Genomic DNA, 16,044 nt, shown 5'->3' with positions numbered 1-16,044 from the left:
CCATGGTCGATACGCGCTCAACCGCCGCCACGCCCCAGGTCGCGCACTGGGATGTCGTGCTGCCCGACGAGGAGGCGACCGGCCGCCTCGCCATGGACCTCGCCGCCATGCTGGTGGCGGGCGACGTGGTGGCGCTGACCGGCGACCTCGGCGCCGGCAAGTCGACGCTGGCGCGGGCGCTGATCCGCGAACTGGCGCAGGACCCGCTGCTGGAAGTGCCGAGCCCGACCTTCACGCTGATGCAGACCTACGACCTGCCGCGCCACCGCGTCGTGCATGCCGATCTCTACCGGCTTGGCGATGCCTCCGAGCTGGACGAGCTGGGCTGGGCCGACCAGACCGATGGCGCGGTCACGCTGGTGGAATGGCCCGAGCGCGCCGGCGAGGGCGTGTTGCAGGCCAACCGGCTCGAGGTGAGCATCACCATCCCGCCCGAAGCACCGGAGACGCGCCGTCGCGTGCGCCTGCTCGCCTATGGAAGGCTGGCCGGCGCCTTGCAGCGCATGAAGGCAATCCGCTCGCTGATCGATGTCGCCGGCTACGGCCCGGCCCGCCGCCAGCATTTGCAAGGCGATGCCTCGACCCGCACCTATGAGCGGCTGATCGGCTCGCGCCGCAACGCCGTGCTGATGAACGCGCCGCGCCGGCCGGACGGGCCGCCGGTGCGCGAGGGCAAGCCCTATAGCGCCATCGCCCATCTCGCCGAGGACGTGAAGCCGTTCGTGGCGCTGGCGCGGGGGCTGAAGGCGCGCGGCTTCTCGGCGCCCACCATCTATGCCGCCGACCTCGAGGCCGGCCTCCTGGTCATGGAGGATCTCGGCGAGGAGGGCGTGCTGAGCGAGGATCCGCGCGCACCGATCCCCGAGCGCTACGAGGTCGCCACCGATGTGCTGGCGGCGCTGCACGAACTCGATCTGCCGGACACGCTCACCGTCTCGCCGGAGATCGACCACCGCATCCCGCCCTACGACATCGACGCGCTGCTGATCGAGGTCGAGCTGCTGCTCGACTGGTATCTGCCGCATCGCGGCGTGCCGAGCGTGCCGGCGCTGCCGCGTGCGACCTTCCGCCGGCTGTGGACGCAGGCGCTCACGCCCTCGCTGGCGCAGAAGCCGGTCTGGGTGCTGCGCGACTATCATTCGCCCAACCTGATCTGGATGGCCGAGCGCGACGGGCTGGAGCAGATCGGCCTGCTCGATTTCCAGGACGCGCTGATGGGGCCGGCGGCCTACGACCTCGTGTCGCTGACGCAGGATGCACGGGTCGACGTGCCCGAGGAACTCGAACTGCATCTGCTCGGCCGCTACATCAAGGCGCGCCGCGAGGCCGATCCCGCCTTCGACATGCGCGCCTTCGCCGCTTCCTATGCGGTGATGGGCGCCCAGCGCGCGACCAAGATCCTCGGTATCTTCGCCCGGCTGAATCAGCGCGACGGCAAGCCCGGCTATCTCCGCCACATTCCCCGCATCTGGACCTATCTCCAGCGCTGCCTCGCCTTCACCGATCTCGGCCCGCTGAAGGAGTGGTTCGACGCGCATGTGCCCGCGCCGGACGGGCCGGTCCCTCCGACCGTGCTGGCGCGGATGGCAGGTACCGCCGAGCCGCCGCGCGCCTCCTTCGCCCCGCCCCCGCGCCGGCCGGACGAAGTCCGTCCCGTGCCGCCGCCGGTTCCCTCGCGCCTGCCCGAGCCGCCGGTCGCGGCGCCGCCACCCGCCCCGCCGGCACAAGCCGAGCCGGTCGCCCGCCCGGCGCCAGAGGTCGCGATGCCCGTGGCACCCGCCGGTGACGCGCCCGTACCGGCGGACCCCGCATCCCCTATTGAGATGCCGGCCGAGGAGCAGGTGCCGGAGGTGCAATCCTCCGAGGCCCCCGTCTCGGACGACCCGACCAACCCATCCACATCCCCCTCGCCGGCCGTTCAATGACCGTGATCCGCACCGCCATGGTGCTCGCTGCCGGCCTCGGCAAGCGCATGCGCCCCCTGACCGACCGCATCCCGAAGCCGATGGTGGAGGTGGATGGCCGCCCGCTCATCGACCATGTGCTCGACCGGCTGGAGGAGGCCGGCGTCGAGACCGCCGTGGTCAACCTGCACTGGCACGCCGAGGTGCTGGAGCGTCATCTCGCCCGGCGCCGGCATCCGCACATCGTGCTGTCCGACGAGCGCGGCGAATTGCTGGAAACCGGTGGGGGCATCCGCAAGGCGCTCCCTCTGCTCGGCGAGGGGCCGTTCTTCTCCATCAATGCCGACACGATCTGGATCGAGGGTATCCGGCCGAACCTGCCATCGCTTGCCGAGGATTTCGATCCCGCCGCCATGGACCTGCGGCTGCTGCTGGCGCCGACGGCGGAATCGGTGGGCTATGAGGGGAATGGCGATTTCCTCATGGATGGCGACGGCCGGCTGACCCCGCGTCCCGATCGCATCGTCGCCCCGTTCGTCTATGCTGGCGCGGCGGTGATGACGCCGGACATTTTCGCGGACGCGCCCGAAGGCGCCTTCTCGCTGAACCGGCTGTTTTTCCGCGCGGCGGAGGCGGGCCGGCTGTATGGCCTGCGCATGGAAGGGGTGTGGATGCATGTCGGCACGCCCGAGGCGGTCGGCGAGGCGGAAGAGGCCATCCGGCGCTCGAAGGACTGACGCCATGACCCCCGCCCGCGCGTGCCGGGGAGCGGGTGCATGAGCCCGTGCGCGCCAAGCCACTCCGCCCCACGCCTTCTCACCATTCCGTCTTCGGTGCCGTTCCTGCCGACGCTGGCCGACGCGCTGCTGGACGGGCGGCTCGTCGAGGGCTTTTCCCCGCGCAACGACCCGCTGGCGCTGGCGAGCGCCACGGTGTTCCTGCCGACGCGCCGCGCCGGCCGGCTGCTCGCCGAGGCGCTGCGCCAGCGCATGCCGTCCGGCGTCACGCTGCTGCCGCGCATCGTGCCGCTGGGCGATGTGGACGAGGACGCGCTCGCCTTCGCGGAAGGCTTCATCGACCCGCCGCACGCCGTGCCGCCGACCACGCGGCGCCTGGCGCTGGCCAATCTGGTTGCGCGCTGGCGCTCGCTGCTGCGGGGCGATGACGGCCGGGTCGCCGTCGCCTCCGGGCCGGGCGCTGAGATCGCGCTGGCCGATGCGCTGGCGCAGCTGATCGACGAGATGGCGGCGCAGGAAGTGCCGTGGGACAAGCTCGACGTGCTGGTTCCCGGCGAGCACGACGCCTATTGGGACATGGCGCTCGACTTCCTGAAAATCGCCCGCGAGTTCTGGCCGGCCTACCTCGCCGGCGAGAAGATGGTCGACGCCCGCGTGCGCAACGACCGGCTGGTCGATGCCGAGGCCGAGCGGCTGCGCGCCGTCCCCGAGGGCGGTCCGGTGATCGCCGCCGGCTCCACCGGCTCGATGCCGGCGACCGCCCGCCTGCTCGCTGCGGTGGCGCATCTGCCGCGCGGCTGCGTCGTGCTGCCGGGGCTCGACACCCATCTCGATGCCCCCTCCTGGGCAGCGCTGACCGATGCCGAGGCGCCCGCCCCGAGCCACCCGCAATATGGCCTCGCCCTGCTGCTCGCGCGGCACATGCGGGTCGGCCGCGAGGCGGTGCTGTCGCTCAGCGCGCCCGCGCCGCATGGCCGCGAGGTGCTGCTCTCCGAGGCGCTGCGCCCGGTGGCCAGCACGGAAGCCTGGGCGAGCCTCGACATGCGGGTCGGCGCGGGCGAGATCGACGCGGCGCTGGAGGCCGTGGCGGTGATCGAGGCGGAGGATTCGCGCGAGGAGGCGCTGTCCATCGCCGTCGCCCTGCGCGAGGTGCTGGAGGTGCCCGGCCGCACCGGCGCGCTCATCACCCCGGACCGCGACCTCGCGCGGCGGGTGACGGCGGAACTGCTGCGCTTCGAGGTCGCCATCGACGATTCGGCCGGCGAGCCCTTGTCCGAGAGCGCGCCGGGACGCTTTGCCCGGCTGGTGGCCGATGTCTGCCACGAGGAACTGGCGCCGGTGCCGCTGGCGGCGCTGCTGCGCCACGATCTCGCGCGCTTCGGGCTGACACAGGCTGAGCTCGACCGCGCCGTCGACGCGCTGGAACTGATGGTGCTGCGTGGCCCCCGGCCTGCCGGCGGGGCGGAGGGGCTGATCGGCGCGGTGGCGGCGTTCGACCCGAAGACCTTCCACCGCAGCGATGCGCGCCATCGTCTCGGTGAGGATGTGCGCGAGCGCGCCGGCGATCTCGCAGTGCGGATCGGCGTGGCGCTGGCGCCGCTGCTGGCGCTGGGGCGGGGTGTCCACCCCTTCGGCACGCTGCTTGAGGCGCACAGCACAGCCGTGCAGGGCGCGTGGAGCGGACTGGACGCCGGCTCGGAGACCGACCGGATCGCGCTCGACGAGCTCACACGGGCCTTCGAGGCGATGGCGGAGGGCGCCCCCGCCGCGCCGGACATGACGCTCGCCGACTATGCCGCCGCGCTGCCGCTGTTGCTGGCCGACAAGCCGGTGCGTCCGCCGCTGCTCACCGATGCGCGGCTGCGCATTCTCGGGCCGCTGGAAGCCCGTCTCGTCCATGTCGACCGCGTGGTGCTCGCCGGTCTGGTCGAGCAGACCTGGCCGAAGGCGGTGCGGACCGATCCTTGGCTCAGCCGGCCGATGCGCGCGGCGCTGGGGCTGGAGGCGCCGGAGCGCCGCATCGGCCTTTCCGCGCACGATTTCGCGCAGGCCTGCGGCGCGCCGGAGCTGATCCTGTCGCGCCCGCGCAAGCTCGGCGGCGCGCCAACCGTGCCCTCGCGCTTTCTCCAGCGCCTTGCCGCTGTCTCCGGCGAGACGCGCTGGAAGGCGGCGATGGCGCGGGGCGACCGCTACCGCCGGCTGGCGCAGCTGATCGACGAGGACCCGCCGGCGCCCCGCCTCGCCCGCCCCGAGCCGGTGCCGCCGGTCGCGCTGCGCCCGACGCAGCTCAGCGTCACCGAGATCGAGACCTGGCTGCGCGATCCCTACACCATCTACGCGCGCCATGTGTTGCGGCTGCGCCCGCTGGACGGGTTGGACGAGGCACCCGGCGCGGCCGAGCGCGGCAATGCCATTCACGAAGCGCTCGGCGCCTTCGCGCTCGCCTTTCCCGAGGCGCTGCCGGCCGAGGCCGAGCCGGCGCTGCTGGCGCATGGCCGCGCGGCCTTCGCGGCGCTTGAAGCCTTTCCGGCCGAATATGCGCTGTGGTGGGCGCGCTTCGAGCGGCTGGCGGGCCGCTACATCGCCTGGGAGCGCACGCGCCGCACTGGGGCGCGCCGCATCTTCGCCGAAGTGGGCGGCCGGCTGGTGCTGCCCGGCGGGCGCTTCACCCTGACCGGACGCGCCGACCGCATCGAGCAGCTGAGGGAGGGCGGGCTCGCCATTCTCGACTTCAAGACCGGGCAAGCGCCGACCGCCAAACAGGTCAAGGCCGGCTATTCCCCGCAATTGCCGCTGGAGGCCGCCATCGCCGCGTCCGGCGGCTTCCGCGACGTGCCGGCGGAGCCGGCGGGGGCGCTCACTTATGTGAAGCTCGGCGTCGGCGAGCTGAGGGAAGGCAACGCGGTCGACAAAGACGAGACCGCCGCCGGCCTTGCCGCCTCGACCCGCGAGCGACTGGAACAGCTGGTCGCCGCCTTCGAGAACCCCGCGCGCGGCTATGCCTCGCTGGCGCGGCCGATGTTCCGCGGCCGCTTCGGCGATTACGACCACCTGGCCCGCGTCAAGGAATGGTCGACCGCAGGGGAGGGCGAGGAATGAGCGAGCTGCCGCTGACCGCCGCGCTGCGCGACGCCACCGCGCTACAGAGCCGGGCGTCCGACCCCGCTATATCCGCCTGGGTCTCCGCCAATGCCGGCTCCGGAAAAACCCATGTGCTGGCGCGCCGCGTCATCCGGCTCTTGATGCGCGGCGTGCTGCCGGGGCGCGTGCTGTGCCTCACCTACACCAAGGCGGCCGCGGCCAACATGGCGAACCGCGTGCTCGACGAATTGCGCCGCTGGGTGACGCTGGACGACGACGCGCTCGACGTGGAGATCGTCCGTACCGATGGTGGCCGCCCCGATGCCGGGCGCCGCGCCCGCGCGCGACGATTGTTCGCGCAGGCGCTGGAGACGCCGGGCGGGCTGAAGATCCAGACCATTCACGCCTTCTGCGGCGCGCTGCTGCACGCCTTCCCCTTCGAGGCCGGCGTGCCGGCCGGCTTCGGCGAACTGGAGGAGGCGGCGCGGCAGGAACTGCTCGCCCGTGTCCGCGCCGAAGTGGTGCTGGAAGGTGCCGGCCGCCCCGAAAGCGAACTTGGGCAGGCGCTCGCCCTCATCATCGGGGAGACCTCCGACGACGGCATCGACCAGCTGATCGCCGGGCTGGTTGCCGACCCGGACGCACTTGACGCCACGGAAGCCGACATTGCCGCTGCCGTCGGGCTCGATGCGCCGGTGGCCTCGCGCGACATCGAGCGGCGCATCGTCGAGGAGGCACTGATCGCGCGCGACGCCTGGCTCGGCCTGGGGCAGGCGCTGGCACTGGAGGGCGGCAACGCCGCGAAGCGCGGCTACGGCCTGCTCGCCGCCGCACAGGCGCCGGAGGATGCGCTCGCCGATGCCTATGCCGATGTGTTCCTGAAGGACGATGGCGAGCCCTATGGCGATGCGCAGTTCGGTGCGGCGGGGGTGCGGGGGAAATATCCGCAGCTCCTCGCCGAGCGTGAGCGTGTCGCACCGCTGGCGAAGCTGCTGGCGGCCGCTCGCGCCTATGAGCGCAGCCGCGCGCTGCTGGTGCTCGGGCGCGAGGCGGCGCGGCGCTATGAGCGGGCCAAGGCCGCGCGCGGCGTGCTCGATTTCGCCGACCTCATCACCGCGGCGCGGCGCCTGCTGGCCTCCGGTGCCTCGGCCTGGGTGCACTACAAGCTCGACCAGGGCATTGACCATGTGCTGCTGGACGAGGCGCAGGACACCAGTCCCGAGCAATGGGAGGTGATCCGCCCGCTGGTCGGCGAATTCTTTGCCGGCGAAGGAGCGCGTGACGATAACCGTAGCCTGCCGCGCACGCTGTTCGTGGTCGGCGACGAGAAGCAGTCGATCTTCTCCTTCCAGGGGGCCGATCCGCGCCGCTTCGACACGGTCCGCCGCGAATTCGAGGCGGCGGCCGGGGAACGCTTCGCCCATATCCAGCTGCGCCATTCCTTCCGCTCGGCGCCGGGCATCCTTGGCGCGGTCGACACCGTCTTCGCCGAGGCGAGCGCCTATGCCGGGCTCTCGGCGATCGCGGAGCGGCCGCTGCACGAGGCGATCCACGCCGCCTTGCCGGCGCTGGTCGAGCTGTGGGAGCCCGAGGCGCCGACCGAAAGGATAGACGTCGATGCCTGGCAGCGCCCGCTCGATGCGCCGGCCACCGACGATCCCAAGGGCCGGCTGGCGAAGAACATCGCCGGCCACATCGCCGCGCGCATCCGCTCCGGTTTCCCGCTGAGCGGGCGGCATGGCGCGCGCCCCGCCCGGCCGGGCGATTTCCTCATACTGGTGCGCCGGCGCGATTCGCTGTTCGAGGCGATCATCCGCGAGCTGAAGCAGGCCGGCGTCGCGGTGGCCGGCGCCGACCGGCTGGTCGTCGCTCAGCACATCGCGGTGATGGATTTGATGGCGCTGGGTGAGGCGCTCCTGTCGCGCGACGACGAACTCGCGCTCGCCGCCGTGCTGAAAAGCCCGCTCTTCGGCCTCGACGACGGCGACCTGATGCGGCTCGCTCCGGAGCGGACGGGGCTGCTGGAAGATGCGCTGATCGCCCGCGCGGGCGAGGACGCGAAATGGGCGGCGGCGGCCGGGCGGCTGGCGAGGTTGCGCGAGGAAGCGCGGCGTCTGCGGCCGTTCGACTTCTATGCCCGCGTGCTGGGGCGCGAGCGCGGCCGCGCTGCCATGCTGGCGCGCCTCGGGCCGGAAGCGGCGGACGCGCTGGACGAGATGCTGGCGCTGGCGCGGGCCTATGAGAACATCGAGGCGCCCTCGCTGGCCGGCTTCCTTGCCTTTCTCAAGCGCGGCGGCGCCGAGGCCAAGCGCGACATGGAGGCCGGGCGCGACGAGGTGCGGGTGATGACCGTGCACGGCGCCAAGGGGTTGGAGGCGCCCTATGTCATCCTCGCCGACACCACGTCCGGGCCGATGACCCGCCGCAGCGCCGGGCTGCTCAAAGTGGAGACGCGCGCGGGCCGGCGTGTGCTGCTGCATGCGCCCTCCAAGCGCTATGACACCGCCTCCATGGCTCAGGCGCGCGCCGAAGGCGACGCTGCGCAGCAGGACGAATATCGCCGTCTGCTCTATGTCGCACTTACCCGCGCCGAGACCGCGCTGGTGCTGTGCGGAGCCGATGGGGCGAGGAAGCGTCCGCCCGATTGCTGGTATGACCTTGTGCGCGGCGCGCTGGGGCCCGAGGCCAGCGAGCACCCTGCGACGGGCTTTGCCGGCACCGTGCTGCACTGGCGCGCCGGCGCGCCCATCGCCAGCGCGCCAGTGACTCCCGCGTCCATGACAGCGGAAGATCCTGCGCACGCGCAGGAGCACGCACTTGCCGCGGCTCTGCGGCGTCCCGTGCCGGGGCTGGCCGCGCGCCGGGTCCTTCGTCCCTCGCTTGCCGGTCCCACGGATGCACGACCGGAAGGCGCCGCCGCCCGCGCCCTGGAGCGGGGCGAGTTGCTGCATCGGCTGATGGCGGCGCTCGCGCCCTTGCCGTCGGACCAGCGCGCGGAGGCCGGCCGCCGCCTGCTCGCGGTCGCCTCCGACTGGCCGGAGGCGGCGCGCGAGGCGTTGCTGGCGGAGAGCCTCGCCGTGCTGGCCTTGCCGGAGCTCGGGCCGCTGTTCGGGCCGGGCACGCTCGCCGAGGTGCCGCTCATCGGCGAACTGGACGATGGCGCGGCGGTGAACGGGCGAATCGACCGGCTGCTCGTCACCGAGCGGGCCATCCTCATCGCCGACTTCAAGACCGACCGGCATGTTCCCACGGGCAATGTCGCCTCGGGCACGGCTGACCTGCCGCAGGCGCATGTCCGGCAGGTCGGTCTTTATGCGCGGCTGCTGCGAAAGCTCTATCCCGCCAAGGAGATAGGCGCGTTGCTGGTCTATACCGCCGGCCCGCTCGTGCACACGCTCGATGCCGTAACGCTCGAACGCGCGGTGGAGGACGTCACACCATGGTGACGGTGCCTTGACGGGGCGGGGGGCGGCTCCCTACCTTCCATCCAACTTCTCGTGATTTTTCACATTCCTAGAGGTGTCCCAATGGGCGTCGAAAAAGTGTCGGACCAGAGCTTCGAGTCCGATGTCATCAAGTCGGACGGTCCGGTTCTCGTCGACTTCTGGGCCGAGTGGTGCGGCCCCTGCCGCATGGTCGCTCCGGTTCTCGACGAGGTGGCCGGCGAACTCGGCGAAAAGCTGAAGATCGTCAAGCTGAACGTGGACGAGAATCCCGCCACCGCTTCCAAGTACGGCATCATGTCGATCCCGACCCTGCTGCTGTTCAAGGATGGCCAGCTCGCTTCGCGCCAGGTCGGCGCGGCGCCGAAGGCCAAGATGCTGCAGTGGATCAACAGCGCGATCTGATCGTGCTGTCGTCCTGACCGCAAAAAACCCCGGGTCGCCTCGCCGCCCCGGGGTTTTTTTTTAATGCCCGTGAACCCGTTTGCGCCGCGCCTCGCGCGGCCACCAATCTCAGGGAACTCCCATGCCGCTTTCCATGTATGACGCCACGGTGCCGGTGCTCCAGCGCGCGCTCGGCAATCTCGATGCGCTTCTCGTCAAGGGCGAGGAATATGCCGCCGCGCAGGGGCTCGCCCTCTCCGAGCTGGCCACGGCGCGGCTGGCGCCGGACATGTTCCCGCTGACGGGACAGGTGCAGAGCGCCAGCGATTCGGCCAAATTCGCCGTCGCCCGCCTCACCGCCACGGAGGCGCCGAGCTTTGCCGATACCGAGACTACCTTCGAGGAACTGCACCAGCGAATCGCCAAAACGCTCGCCTTCATCGCCAGCGTCGATCCGGCCGGTTTCGAGGGCAGCGAGACCCGCGAGATCGTCACCAGGTCGCGGCGCGGCGAGCGGCATTTCGTCGGCCAGAGCTATCTCCTGACCTTCGCGCTGCCGAACTTCTTCTTCCACGTCACCACCGCCTACGACATCCTGCGCCACAAGGGCGTGCCGGTCGGCAAGAGCGACTATCTCGGCGCCTTCTGACGGTTCTCGTCAGCGCGGCAGCGCCGGCGGGGGAAAGGCCAGCACCGCGCGGGTATAGCTCTCGACCAGCGCGCTGAACGGCGTGCCATCGGGCAAAGTGAGCACGGCGCGGTGCTCCAGCACGAAGTCGGGAAGGGCGAGCGCGCCGTCGCCTGCGGGCGGCAGCGCCCCGCCCATCTCCCAGCCCGCGGGCAGCGGCTGCCACAGCAGAGTGGCCGCCAGCGTGGTGCGGCGGAAGCCGAGCGGACGCACCACGCGGCCGAACGAGGTGTCGGTGGTGTCGAGTTCGGCGTTCATCGCCGGCGCCAGCTGTGCCGGGACATACCAGTTGTCCGCTTCGGACAGCACCTGCGTGCCGCAGCGCAGCCTTACCCGGCGATAGCGCACCGGCTCCTCCGGTCCGACCTTCAGCAGGGTGCGGATCTCCGGCGTCGCCTCCTTGTCCTGTCCGGTGACGCGGTCGGCGACGATGGTGGGCGTCGCGGCGAGCTTGTGAGCGGCGCACCAGCGGTCGAGCGTCAGCGTCGCGCTGGCATTGCTCAAGAGGTCGGCGTTCAGCGTCTGGATGAGTGCGAGCGCCGCGAGGCGGGAGGGCACGCTGTCGGGCCAGGCCGGCGCGGCCTCCCCGGCGCGTGCCGGCGCCCCGGCCAGCAAAAGGGCGACCAGCGCGCCCGCCCGCGCCAGAAAATGCCCGGTCGATCTGCCCCGTTGTCCTGTCCTGCCAACCATGAGACCCACCCGGTGAAACTGCCCGCGCCGGGATGGCACGGGCGGCGTTTCTAGCAGATGTGACGCATCAGGAAGAGACGGGAGCGACCCTCGCGCGTCAGCTGCGACGTCACGGTCCGAGCGGCTCCTCTCGCGTCCGCCTTCGCCAAATTCAGCACGCGGACCGCACCGCATGTGGCCGGCACCGGCGCCATACCAAGGTTCAACGCGGCAAGATCAGTGTAGAATGTTGCGGGCCGGTCCGCCGTGAAACTCTGTCAGCATCGCTGCCATCTATTGGCCCGTGCAGATTTTACCGGAGCGGTGGCATCATGCTCTCATACGGATATGTCGCGCTCGGTGGCGCGCTCGGTTCCATGCTGCGCTTCGGCATAAACCGGTGGCTTACGGTTCTGCTCGGCGATGCGCTCCCCTGGGGAACGGTTCTCATCAACATAAGCGGGTCTTTCGCGATCGGCCTGTTCGCGGCCTATTTCGAAAGCAATGCCCGCGCGGCGATACCGCTCGAAATCCGCCAGTTCGTGCTGGTCGGCCTGTGCGGCGGTTTTACCACCTTTTCCTCGTTCAGCCTGCAGACCCTCGTGCTGCTCAATGCCGGCGAAGCCGGCCGGGCCATGCTCAATGTCGTGCTGTCGGTCATGCTATGCCTGATCGCCGTCAGCCTGGGCTACACGCTGCCGAGTGCTCTGGCTGCGATGACGAGGAGTGCGGGCACATGAGAATCCTTTCCGTCCTGACGAGCTTCGCCAGCGTTCCTGCCGCACTCGACGCGGCCGAGCTTGCGGCGGTGGCCCTGCCCGGCGCGTCGATTGAGGCGCTCAACGTGGTCGTCGATCCCGCGCATATGATGGCTTCGAGCGAGGAGATCAGCAGCCAGCAATTGCGGGAACTGAAGGAGGGTACGGGAGAGCAGCGTGCTCGCGCGACCCGCGCGGCGTTCGACGGCTGGTATGCGCAGCGCGATCCCAAGGCGGCGCCGGTGGAGTGGCGCTCCGTCACCGGGGCGGAGACGGACAGCGTGATCAAGGAAGCGGTGGCGGACATAGCCCTCATCGTCATGGCTCACGACGCCAACATGGACGCCACGGATGCGCTTCATGCGGCAATTTTCTCGACCGGCAGGCCGGTGCTGCTGGTTCCCGCCGGCTGGCGACCGGGCGCGCGAACGCATTTTTCGCATCTTGCAGTAGGCTTGATCGATGATGTCACCATGCGTCGCGCGATCGTCGCCGCGGAGCCGTGGCTCCGCTCGGCGGACCGGATCTCGGCCATCAGCATTCAGGGAGCCGGCAATGTCAGTCCGGATCCGGCCTCGATGTGGCCGCTTGCTTCCATTCACCCGGACTATGTCGCGCTTGCCGCTTCGCACGACAAGACCGCCATCCGGCTCGTCGAGGAGGCTCGTCGCCTCGAAGCCGATCTGCTCGTCGCCGGTGCGTATGGCCACATGGAGTTGATGGAGTGGCTGTTCGGCGGCGTCACGCGCGACCTGCTGGAGGTGGCGGAGGTGCCGCTGCTGCTCGCTCACTGAGAAATGGGCGCGAGGCCGTGCCGAGGCAGAGGGCCGGTCGGAAGCGAAGCGCGGCGCGGGCGCTCGGCTGTCACGCGCCTTCGCCCGTTTCCGCCCTCGTCACGGTCCGCGACGAGCGGACAAAGGCCGCGACGAAGACGATGCTCATCAGCAGGACGATGGTCGGCGCCGGGGCGCTGTCGAGAAAGAACGCGAGATAGACGCCCAGCAGCGAGGCACCGACGGCGACCGCCATCGACACCATCAGCATGGCGCCGAAGGTCCGCGCCAGCAGAAAGGCGATGGCGCCCGGCGCGATCAGCATGGCGATGGCGAGGATCAGGCCGACCGCCTTGAGTGCGCCGACGATGGTCAGCGAGATCAGACACAGCAGGCCGTAATGTAAGAGCCCGACCCGCAGCCCCACTGCCCGCGCCTGCGCCGGATCGAAGGCGTGCAGCAGGAAATCCTTCCATTTCACCGCGATGATCCCGGCGATGACAGTGGCGATCAGCGCCGTCTCGCCGATGTCGCGCCACGACACGCCGAGCATGTCGCCGAACAATATGTGGTCGAGATGCACCTCGGACTGGATCTTCACATAGAGCACCAGCCCGAAGCCGAACATGCCGGAGAACACGATGCCCATCACCGTGTCCTGCTTGATCCGGCTGTTGTCCTTCAGAAAGCCCGTCGCCACGGCGCAGAACATGCCGGCGGCGAAAGCGCCGAGCGCAAAGGGCAGGCCGACGATATAGGCGATGACCACGCCGGGAAAGACGGCGTGCGAGATGGCGTCGCCCATCAGCGACCATCCCTTGAGCACGAGAAAGCAGGACAGCAGCGCCATCGGCACCGCCACCAGACCGGCGATGACCAGCGCGTTCACCATGAACGTGAACTGGAACGGTGTGAGAAGGGTGTCGAGCATGATCACGCTTCCGCCTTCAGTACCTGCGCCGCCCGCCGCCGCGCCGCCAGCATGCCGTGCTTGGGCGCGAAGACGAAGGCGGCGAGGAAGATCAGCGTCTGCAGCACGACGATGATGCCGCCAGTGGCGCCGTCGAGGAAATAGCTCGCATAGGCGCCGATGAAGCTGGTCGTCGCGCCGATGGCGACGGCGATGGTCAGCAGGCGCGGGAAGCGGTCGGCGAGCAGATAGGCGGTGGCGCCGGGCGTGACCACGAGGCAGATGACGAGGAAGGCGCCGACCGTCTGCAGCGCCGCCACGGTCGAGGCCGAGAGCAGCGTGAAGAACATGATCTTGAGGGGCATCGGCTTCAGCCCGATGGAGCGCGCATGCGCCTCGTCGAAGAACACCGCCATCAGATCCTTCCATTTCAGCAGGAGGATCGCCAGCGAGACGAAGCCGATGAGGGCGAGTTGCAGCGTGTCTTCCGGCGTGATGGCGAGGATGTTGCCGAGCACGATGGTCTGGATGTTCACCGAGGTCGGCGACAGCGACACCATGAACAGGCCGAGCCCGAAGAAGGAGGAGAAGATCAGCCCGATGATCGCGTCCTCCCTCAGCTTCGTGCGCTGGCTGAGGAACAGCATGGCCGCCGCCGCGAGGCCGCCCGAGAAGAAGGCACCGATGGCGAAGGGCAGGCCGAGCATGTACGCGCCGGCGACGCCGGGGACGATGGCATGCGAGAGCGCATCGCCGATGAGCGACCAGCCCTTGAGCATGAGATAGCAGGACAGGAACGCACAGACCGCGCCGACCAGCGCCGAGACCCACATGGCGCTGCGCATGTATTCGTAGCCGAAGGGCTCGGCGAGCAGCGCGATCACGGAGCGTCCTCCATGGTGCGGGGCGGGCGCTCGCCCTTCTCGCCATAGAACACCAGCGGGCGCTCGTCGTCGGTCAGCACCGCAAGCTGGCGCCGGTCGTCGTCGGCGTGCAGCCCGGCGCCGCCGAGCACGAAGTGCCGCAGCACACCGCCGAAGGTCTTCTCCAGATTGGCCTCGGTGAAGATCTCCGCCGTCGGCCCATAGGCCAGTACCGTGCCCTTGACCAGCACGGTACGGTCGCAAAACTCCGGCACGCTGCCGAGATTATGGGTCGAGACCAGCATCACCCGTCCCTCGTCGCGCAGCGATTGGAGCAGGGCGATGATCGTCTCCTCGGTCTTCACGTCGACGCCGGTGAACGGCTCGTCGAGCAGGATGATCCTCGCATCCTGCGCGAGGGCGCGGGCGAGGAAGACGCGCTTCTTCTGGCCGCCGGAGAGCTCGCCGATCTGCCGTTCGCGGAAGTCGCCCATGCCGACGCGGGCGAGCGCGTCGGTCACCGCGCGCCGGTCGGCCGCGCGGGGGATGCGCATCAGGCCCATATGGCCGTAACGGCCCATCATGACGACGTCTTCCACCAGCACGGGGAAGTTCCAGTCGACCTCCTCGGCCTGCGGCACATAGGCGACGAGGTTGCGGCGCAGGGCGGCGTCGACGCCGAGGCCCAGTATGGAGATGTCGCCCGTCGCAAGGCGCACGAAGCCCATGATCGCCTTGAACAGTGTCGACTTGCCCGAGCCGTTGACCCCGACCAGGGCGGTGATGGTGCCGGTCGGGATAGCGAAGCTGGCGTCGCGCAGCGCGGTGTGGCCGTTGCGATAGGTGACGGTCACGCCGGTGACCGCGAGGCCCGCGCTCATTGCGACAATCCCTCGGCGAGGCCCTTCTCCAGCGTGCTCGTGGTCACTGCGAGCAGGTCGATATAGGTCGGCACCGGGCCGTCGGCCTCGCTCAGCGAGTCGACATAGAGCACGCCTCCATAATGCGCGCCGGTCTCGCGCGCGACCTGCCGCGCCGGCTTGTCGGAGACGGTGCTCTCGCTGAACACCGCGGGAATGCCGTTCTTGCGCACCGCGTCGATCACCTTGCGCACCTGCTGCGGGGTGCCCTGCTGGTCGGCGTTGATTGGCCAGAGATAGAGTTCCTTCAGCCCGAAATCGCGGGCGAGATAGGAGAAGGCGCCCTCGCTCGACACCAGCCAGCGCTTGTCGGCGGGGATGGTGCCGAGCTTCGCCCGGATCGGCGCGACCGCGGCCTCGATCTTCGCCTTGTAGGCGCTCGCATTGGCCGCGTAGGTCGCGGCATTGGCCGGATCATATTTCACGAAAGCGTCGCGGATGTTGTCGACATAGATCAGCGCGTTGGCCGGCGACATCCAGGCATGCGGGTTCGGCTTGCCGCTATAGGGGCCCTCGGCGATGCCCATCGGCTCGACGTCGGCAGAGACCACGACGCCGGGAACGCCCTTCAGGTTGTGGAAGAACTTCTCGAACCAGAGCTCGAGATTAAGCCCGTTCCAGAGGATGAGCTGCGCGCCCTGCGCGCGCTGAATGTCGCCGGGCGTCGGCGCGTAATTGTGGATCTCGGCGCCGGGCTTGGTGATCGATTCCACCACCGCGGCGTTCCCCGCCACGTTGCGCGCCATGTCGGCGATGACGGTGAAGGTGGTCACCGCCTTGAATTTCGGCGGCGTGCCCTCCTGCGCGAGGGCCCCGGCGCTGCCCGCCACGCTCATGACGCCGGCCGCCATCAGCCCGGCCAGAACCGCCCGCCTCGACCTGTCTCGCATGCTGGTCTCCTGTTGCGAATGAGT

13 protein-coding genes are annotated in these 16,044 nt (G+C 70.0%); 8 read left to right on the top strand and 5 right to left on the bottom strand.

Annotated elements, in window-relative coordinates:
• The first annotated feature begins 2 nt into the window (after positions 1–2).
• From tsaE to ACO2RV_RS04330, 6 genes are all read left to right on the top strand, one after another.
• Positions 3–1,925 carry a tRNA (adenosine(37)-N6)-threonylcarbamoyltransferase complex ATPase subunit type 1 TsaE gene (gene tsaE, locus ACO2RV_RS04355; protein ID WP_423290201.1) on the top strand — a complete coding sequence of 641 codons (1,923 nt, stop codon included), beginning with the start codon at positions 3–5 and terminating at the stop codon, positions 1,923–1,925.
• Positions 1,922–2,641: a nucleotidyltransferase family protein gene (locus tag ACO2RV_RS04350; protein ID WP_423290199.1), complete on the top strand. Its 720-nt coding sequence runs from the start codon at positions 1,922–1,924 to the stop codon at positions 2,639–2,641. Before tsaE ends, ACO2RV_RS04350 begins: the two co-directional genes overlap by 4 nt.
• A gap of 39 nt (positions 2,642–2,680) precedes the next feature.
• Positions 2,681–5,740: a double-strand break repair protein AddB gene (addB, locus tag ACO2RV_RS04345; RefSeq protein ID WP_423290197.1), complete on the top strand. Its 3,060-nt coding sequence runs from the start codon at positions 2,681–2,683 to the stop codon at positions 5,738–5,740.
• Positions 5,737–9,168 carry a double-strand break repair helicase AddA gene (gene addA, locus ACO2RV_RS04340; protein ID WP_423290195.1) on the top strand — a complete coding sequence of 1,144 codons (3,432 nt, stop codon included), beginning with the start codon at positions 5,737–5,739 and terminating at the stop codon, positions 9,166–9,168. Before addB ends, addA begins: the two co-directional genes overlap by 4 nt.
• An 81-nt stretch (positions 9,169–9,249) precedes the next feature.
• Positions 9,250–9,570, top strand: a complete 321-nt coding sequence (trxA, locus tag ACO2RV_RS04335; RefSeq protein ID WP_423290193.1) for a thioredoxin — start codon at positions 9,250–9,252, stop codon at positions 9,568–9,570.
• Positions 9,571–9,691: 121 nt separating this feature from the next.
• Positions 9,692–10,198 (top strand): DUF1993 domain-containing protein, encoded by a 507-nt coding sequence (locus tag ACO2RV_RS04330; RefSeq protein ID WP_423290191.1) that lies wholly within the window; start codon positions 9,692–9,694, stop codon positions 10,196–10,198.
• A gap of 9 nt (positions 10,199–10,207) precedes the next feature.
• Here the strand turns inward: ACO2RV_RS04330 and ACO2RV_RS04325 are convergent, their stop codons facing one another.
• On the bottom strand, positions 10,208–10,927 hold the full coding sequence (locus tag ACO2RV_RS04325; protein WP_423290189.1) for a hypothetical protein: 720 nt from the start codon (positions 10,925–10,927) through the stop codon (positions 10,208–10,210).
• 311 nt (positions 10,928–11,238) lie between these two features.
• Here ACO2RV_RS04325 and crcB point away from each other — a divergent pair, with 311 nt between their 5' ends.
• Together crcB and ACO2RV_RS04315 are read left to right on the top strand one after the other, a co-directional pair.
• Positions 11,239–11,646: a fluoride efflux transporter CrcB gene (crcB, locus tag ACO2RV_RS04320; protein WP_423290187.1), complete on the top strand. Its 408-nt coding sequence runs from the start codon at positions 11,239–11,241 to the stop codon at positions 11,644–11,646.
• A gap of 68 nt (positions 11,647–11,714) precedes the next feature.
• Complete coding sequence (locus tag ACO2RV_RS04315; RefSeq protein WP_423290185.1) at positions 11,715–12,458, top strand: universal stress protein; 744 nt, start codon at positions 11,715–11,717, stop codon at positions 12,456–12,458.
• Positions 12,459–12,528: 70 nt separating this feature from the next.
• Here the strand turns inward: ACO2RV_RS04315 and ACO2RV_RS04310 are convergent, their stop codons facing one another.
• From ACO2RV_RS04310 to ACO2RV_RS04295, 4 genes are read right to left on the bottom strand one after another with little or no spacing between them, the layout of a single operon-like run.
• Positions 12,529–13,374 carry a metal ABC transporter permease gene (locus tag ACO2RV_RS04310; RefSeq protein ID WP_423290183.1) on the bottom strand — a complete coding sequence of 282 codons (846 nt, stop codon included), beginning with the start codon at positions 13,372–13,374 and terminating at the stop codon, positions 12,529–12,531.
• The gene (locus ACO2RV_RS04305) at positions 13,371–14,231 is read right to left on the bottom strand and encodes a metal ABC transporter permease (protein ID WP_423290181.1); all 861 of its coding nucleotides are present in this window, start codon (positions 14,229–14,231) and stop codon (positions 13,371–13,373) included. Before ACO2RV_RS04305 ends, ACO2RV_RS04310 begins: the two co-directional genes overlap by 4 nt.
• Complete coding sequence (locus ACO2RV_RS04300) at positions 14,228–15,091, bottom strand: manganese/iron ABC transporter ATP-binding protein (RefSeq protein WP_423290179.1); 864 nt, start codon at positions 15,089–15,091, stop codon at positions 14,228–14,230. The genes ACO2RV_RS04305 and ACO2RV_RS04300 overlap by 4 nt, the downstream gene beginning before the upstream one ends.
• Positions 15,088–16,020, bottom strand: coding sequence for a metal ABC transporter substrate-binding protein (locus ACO2RV_RS04295; RefSeq protein WP_423290177.1), 933 nt, complete (start codon positions 16,018–16,020; stop codon positions 15,088–15,090). The genes ACO2RV_RS04300 and ACO2RV_RS04295 overlap by 4 nt, the downstream gene beginning before the upstream one ends.
• Positions 16,021–16,044: the final 24 nt, after the last annotated feature.

This window comes from Ancylobacter sp. VNQ12, from assembly GCF_049445835.1.
Classification (GTDB): domain Bacteria; phylum Pseudomonadota; class Alphaproteobacteria; order Rhizobiales; family Xanthobacteraceae; genus Ancylobacter.
The sequence above is the reverse complement of the archived record's forward strand: the minus strand, read 5'-3'. Positions and strand labels throughout refer to the sequence as shown.

Coding starts and splice junctions, on each gene's coding strand:
- tsaE (WP_423290201.1), top strand. CDS start 3: ATGGTCGATACGCGCTCAACCGCCGCCACGCCCCAGGTCGCGCACTGG.
- ACO2RV_RS04350 (WP_423290199.1), top strand. CDS start 1,922: ATGACCGTGATCCGCACCGCCATGGTGCTCGCTGCCGGCCTCGGCAAG.
- addB (WP_423290197.1), top strand. CDS start 2,681: ATGAGCCCGTGCGCGCCAAGCCACTCCGCCCCACGCCTTCTCACCATT.
- addA (WP_423290195.1), top strand. CDS start 5,737: ATGAGCGAGCTGCCGCTGACCGCCGCGCTGCGCGACGCCACCGCGCTA.
- trxA (WP_423290193.1), top strand. CDS start 9,250: ATGGGCGTCGAAAAAGTGTCGGACCAGAGCTTCGAGTCCGATGTCATC.
- ACO2RV_RS04330 (WP_423290191.1), top strand. CDS start 9,692: ATGCCGCTTTCCATGTATGACGCCACGGTGCCGGTGCTCCAGCGCGCG.
- ACO2RV_RS04325 (WP_423290189.1), bottom strand. CDS start 10,927: ATGGTTGGCAGGACAGGACAACGGGGCAGATCGACCGGGCATTTTCTG.
- crcB (WP_423290187.1), top strand. CDS start 11,239: ATGCTCTCATACGGATATGTCGCGCTCGGTGGCGCGCTCGGTTCCATG.
- ACO2RV_RS04300 (WP_423290179.1), bottom strand. CDS start 15,091: ATGAGCGCGGGCCTCGCGGTCACCGGCGTGACCGTCACCTATCGCAAC.
- ACO2RV_RS04295 (WP_423290177.1), bottom strand. CDS start 16,020: ATGCGAGACAGGTCGAGGCGGGCGGTTCTGGCCGGGCTGATGGCGGCC.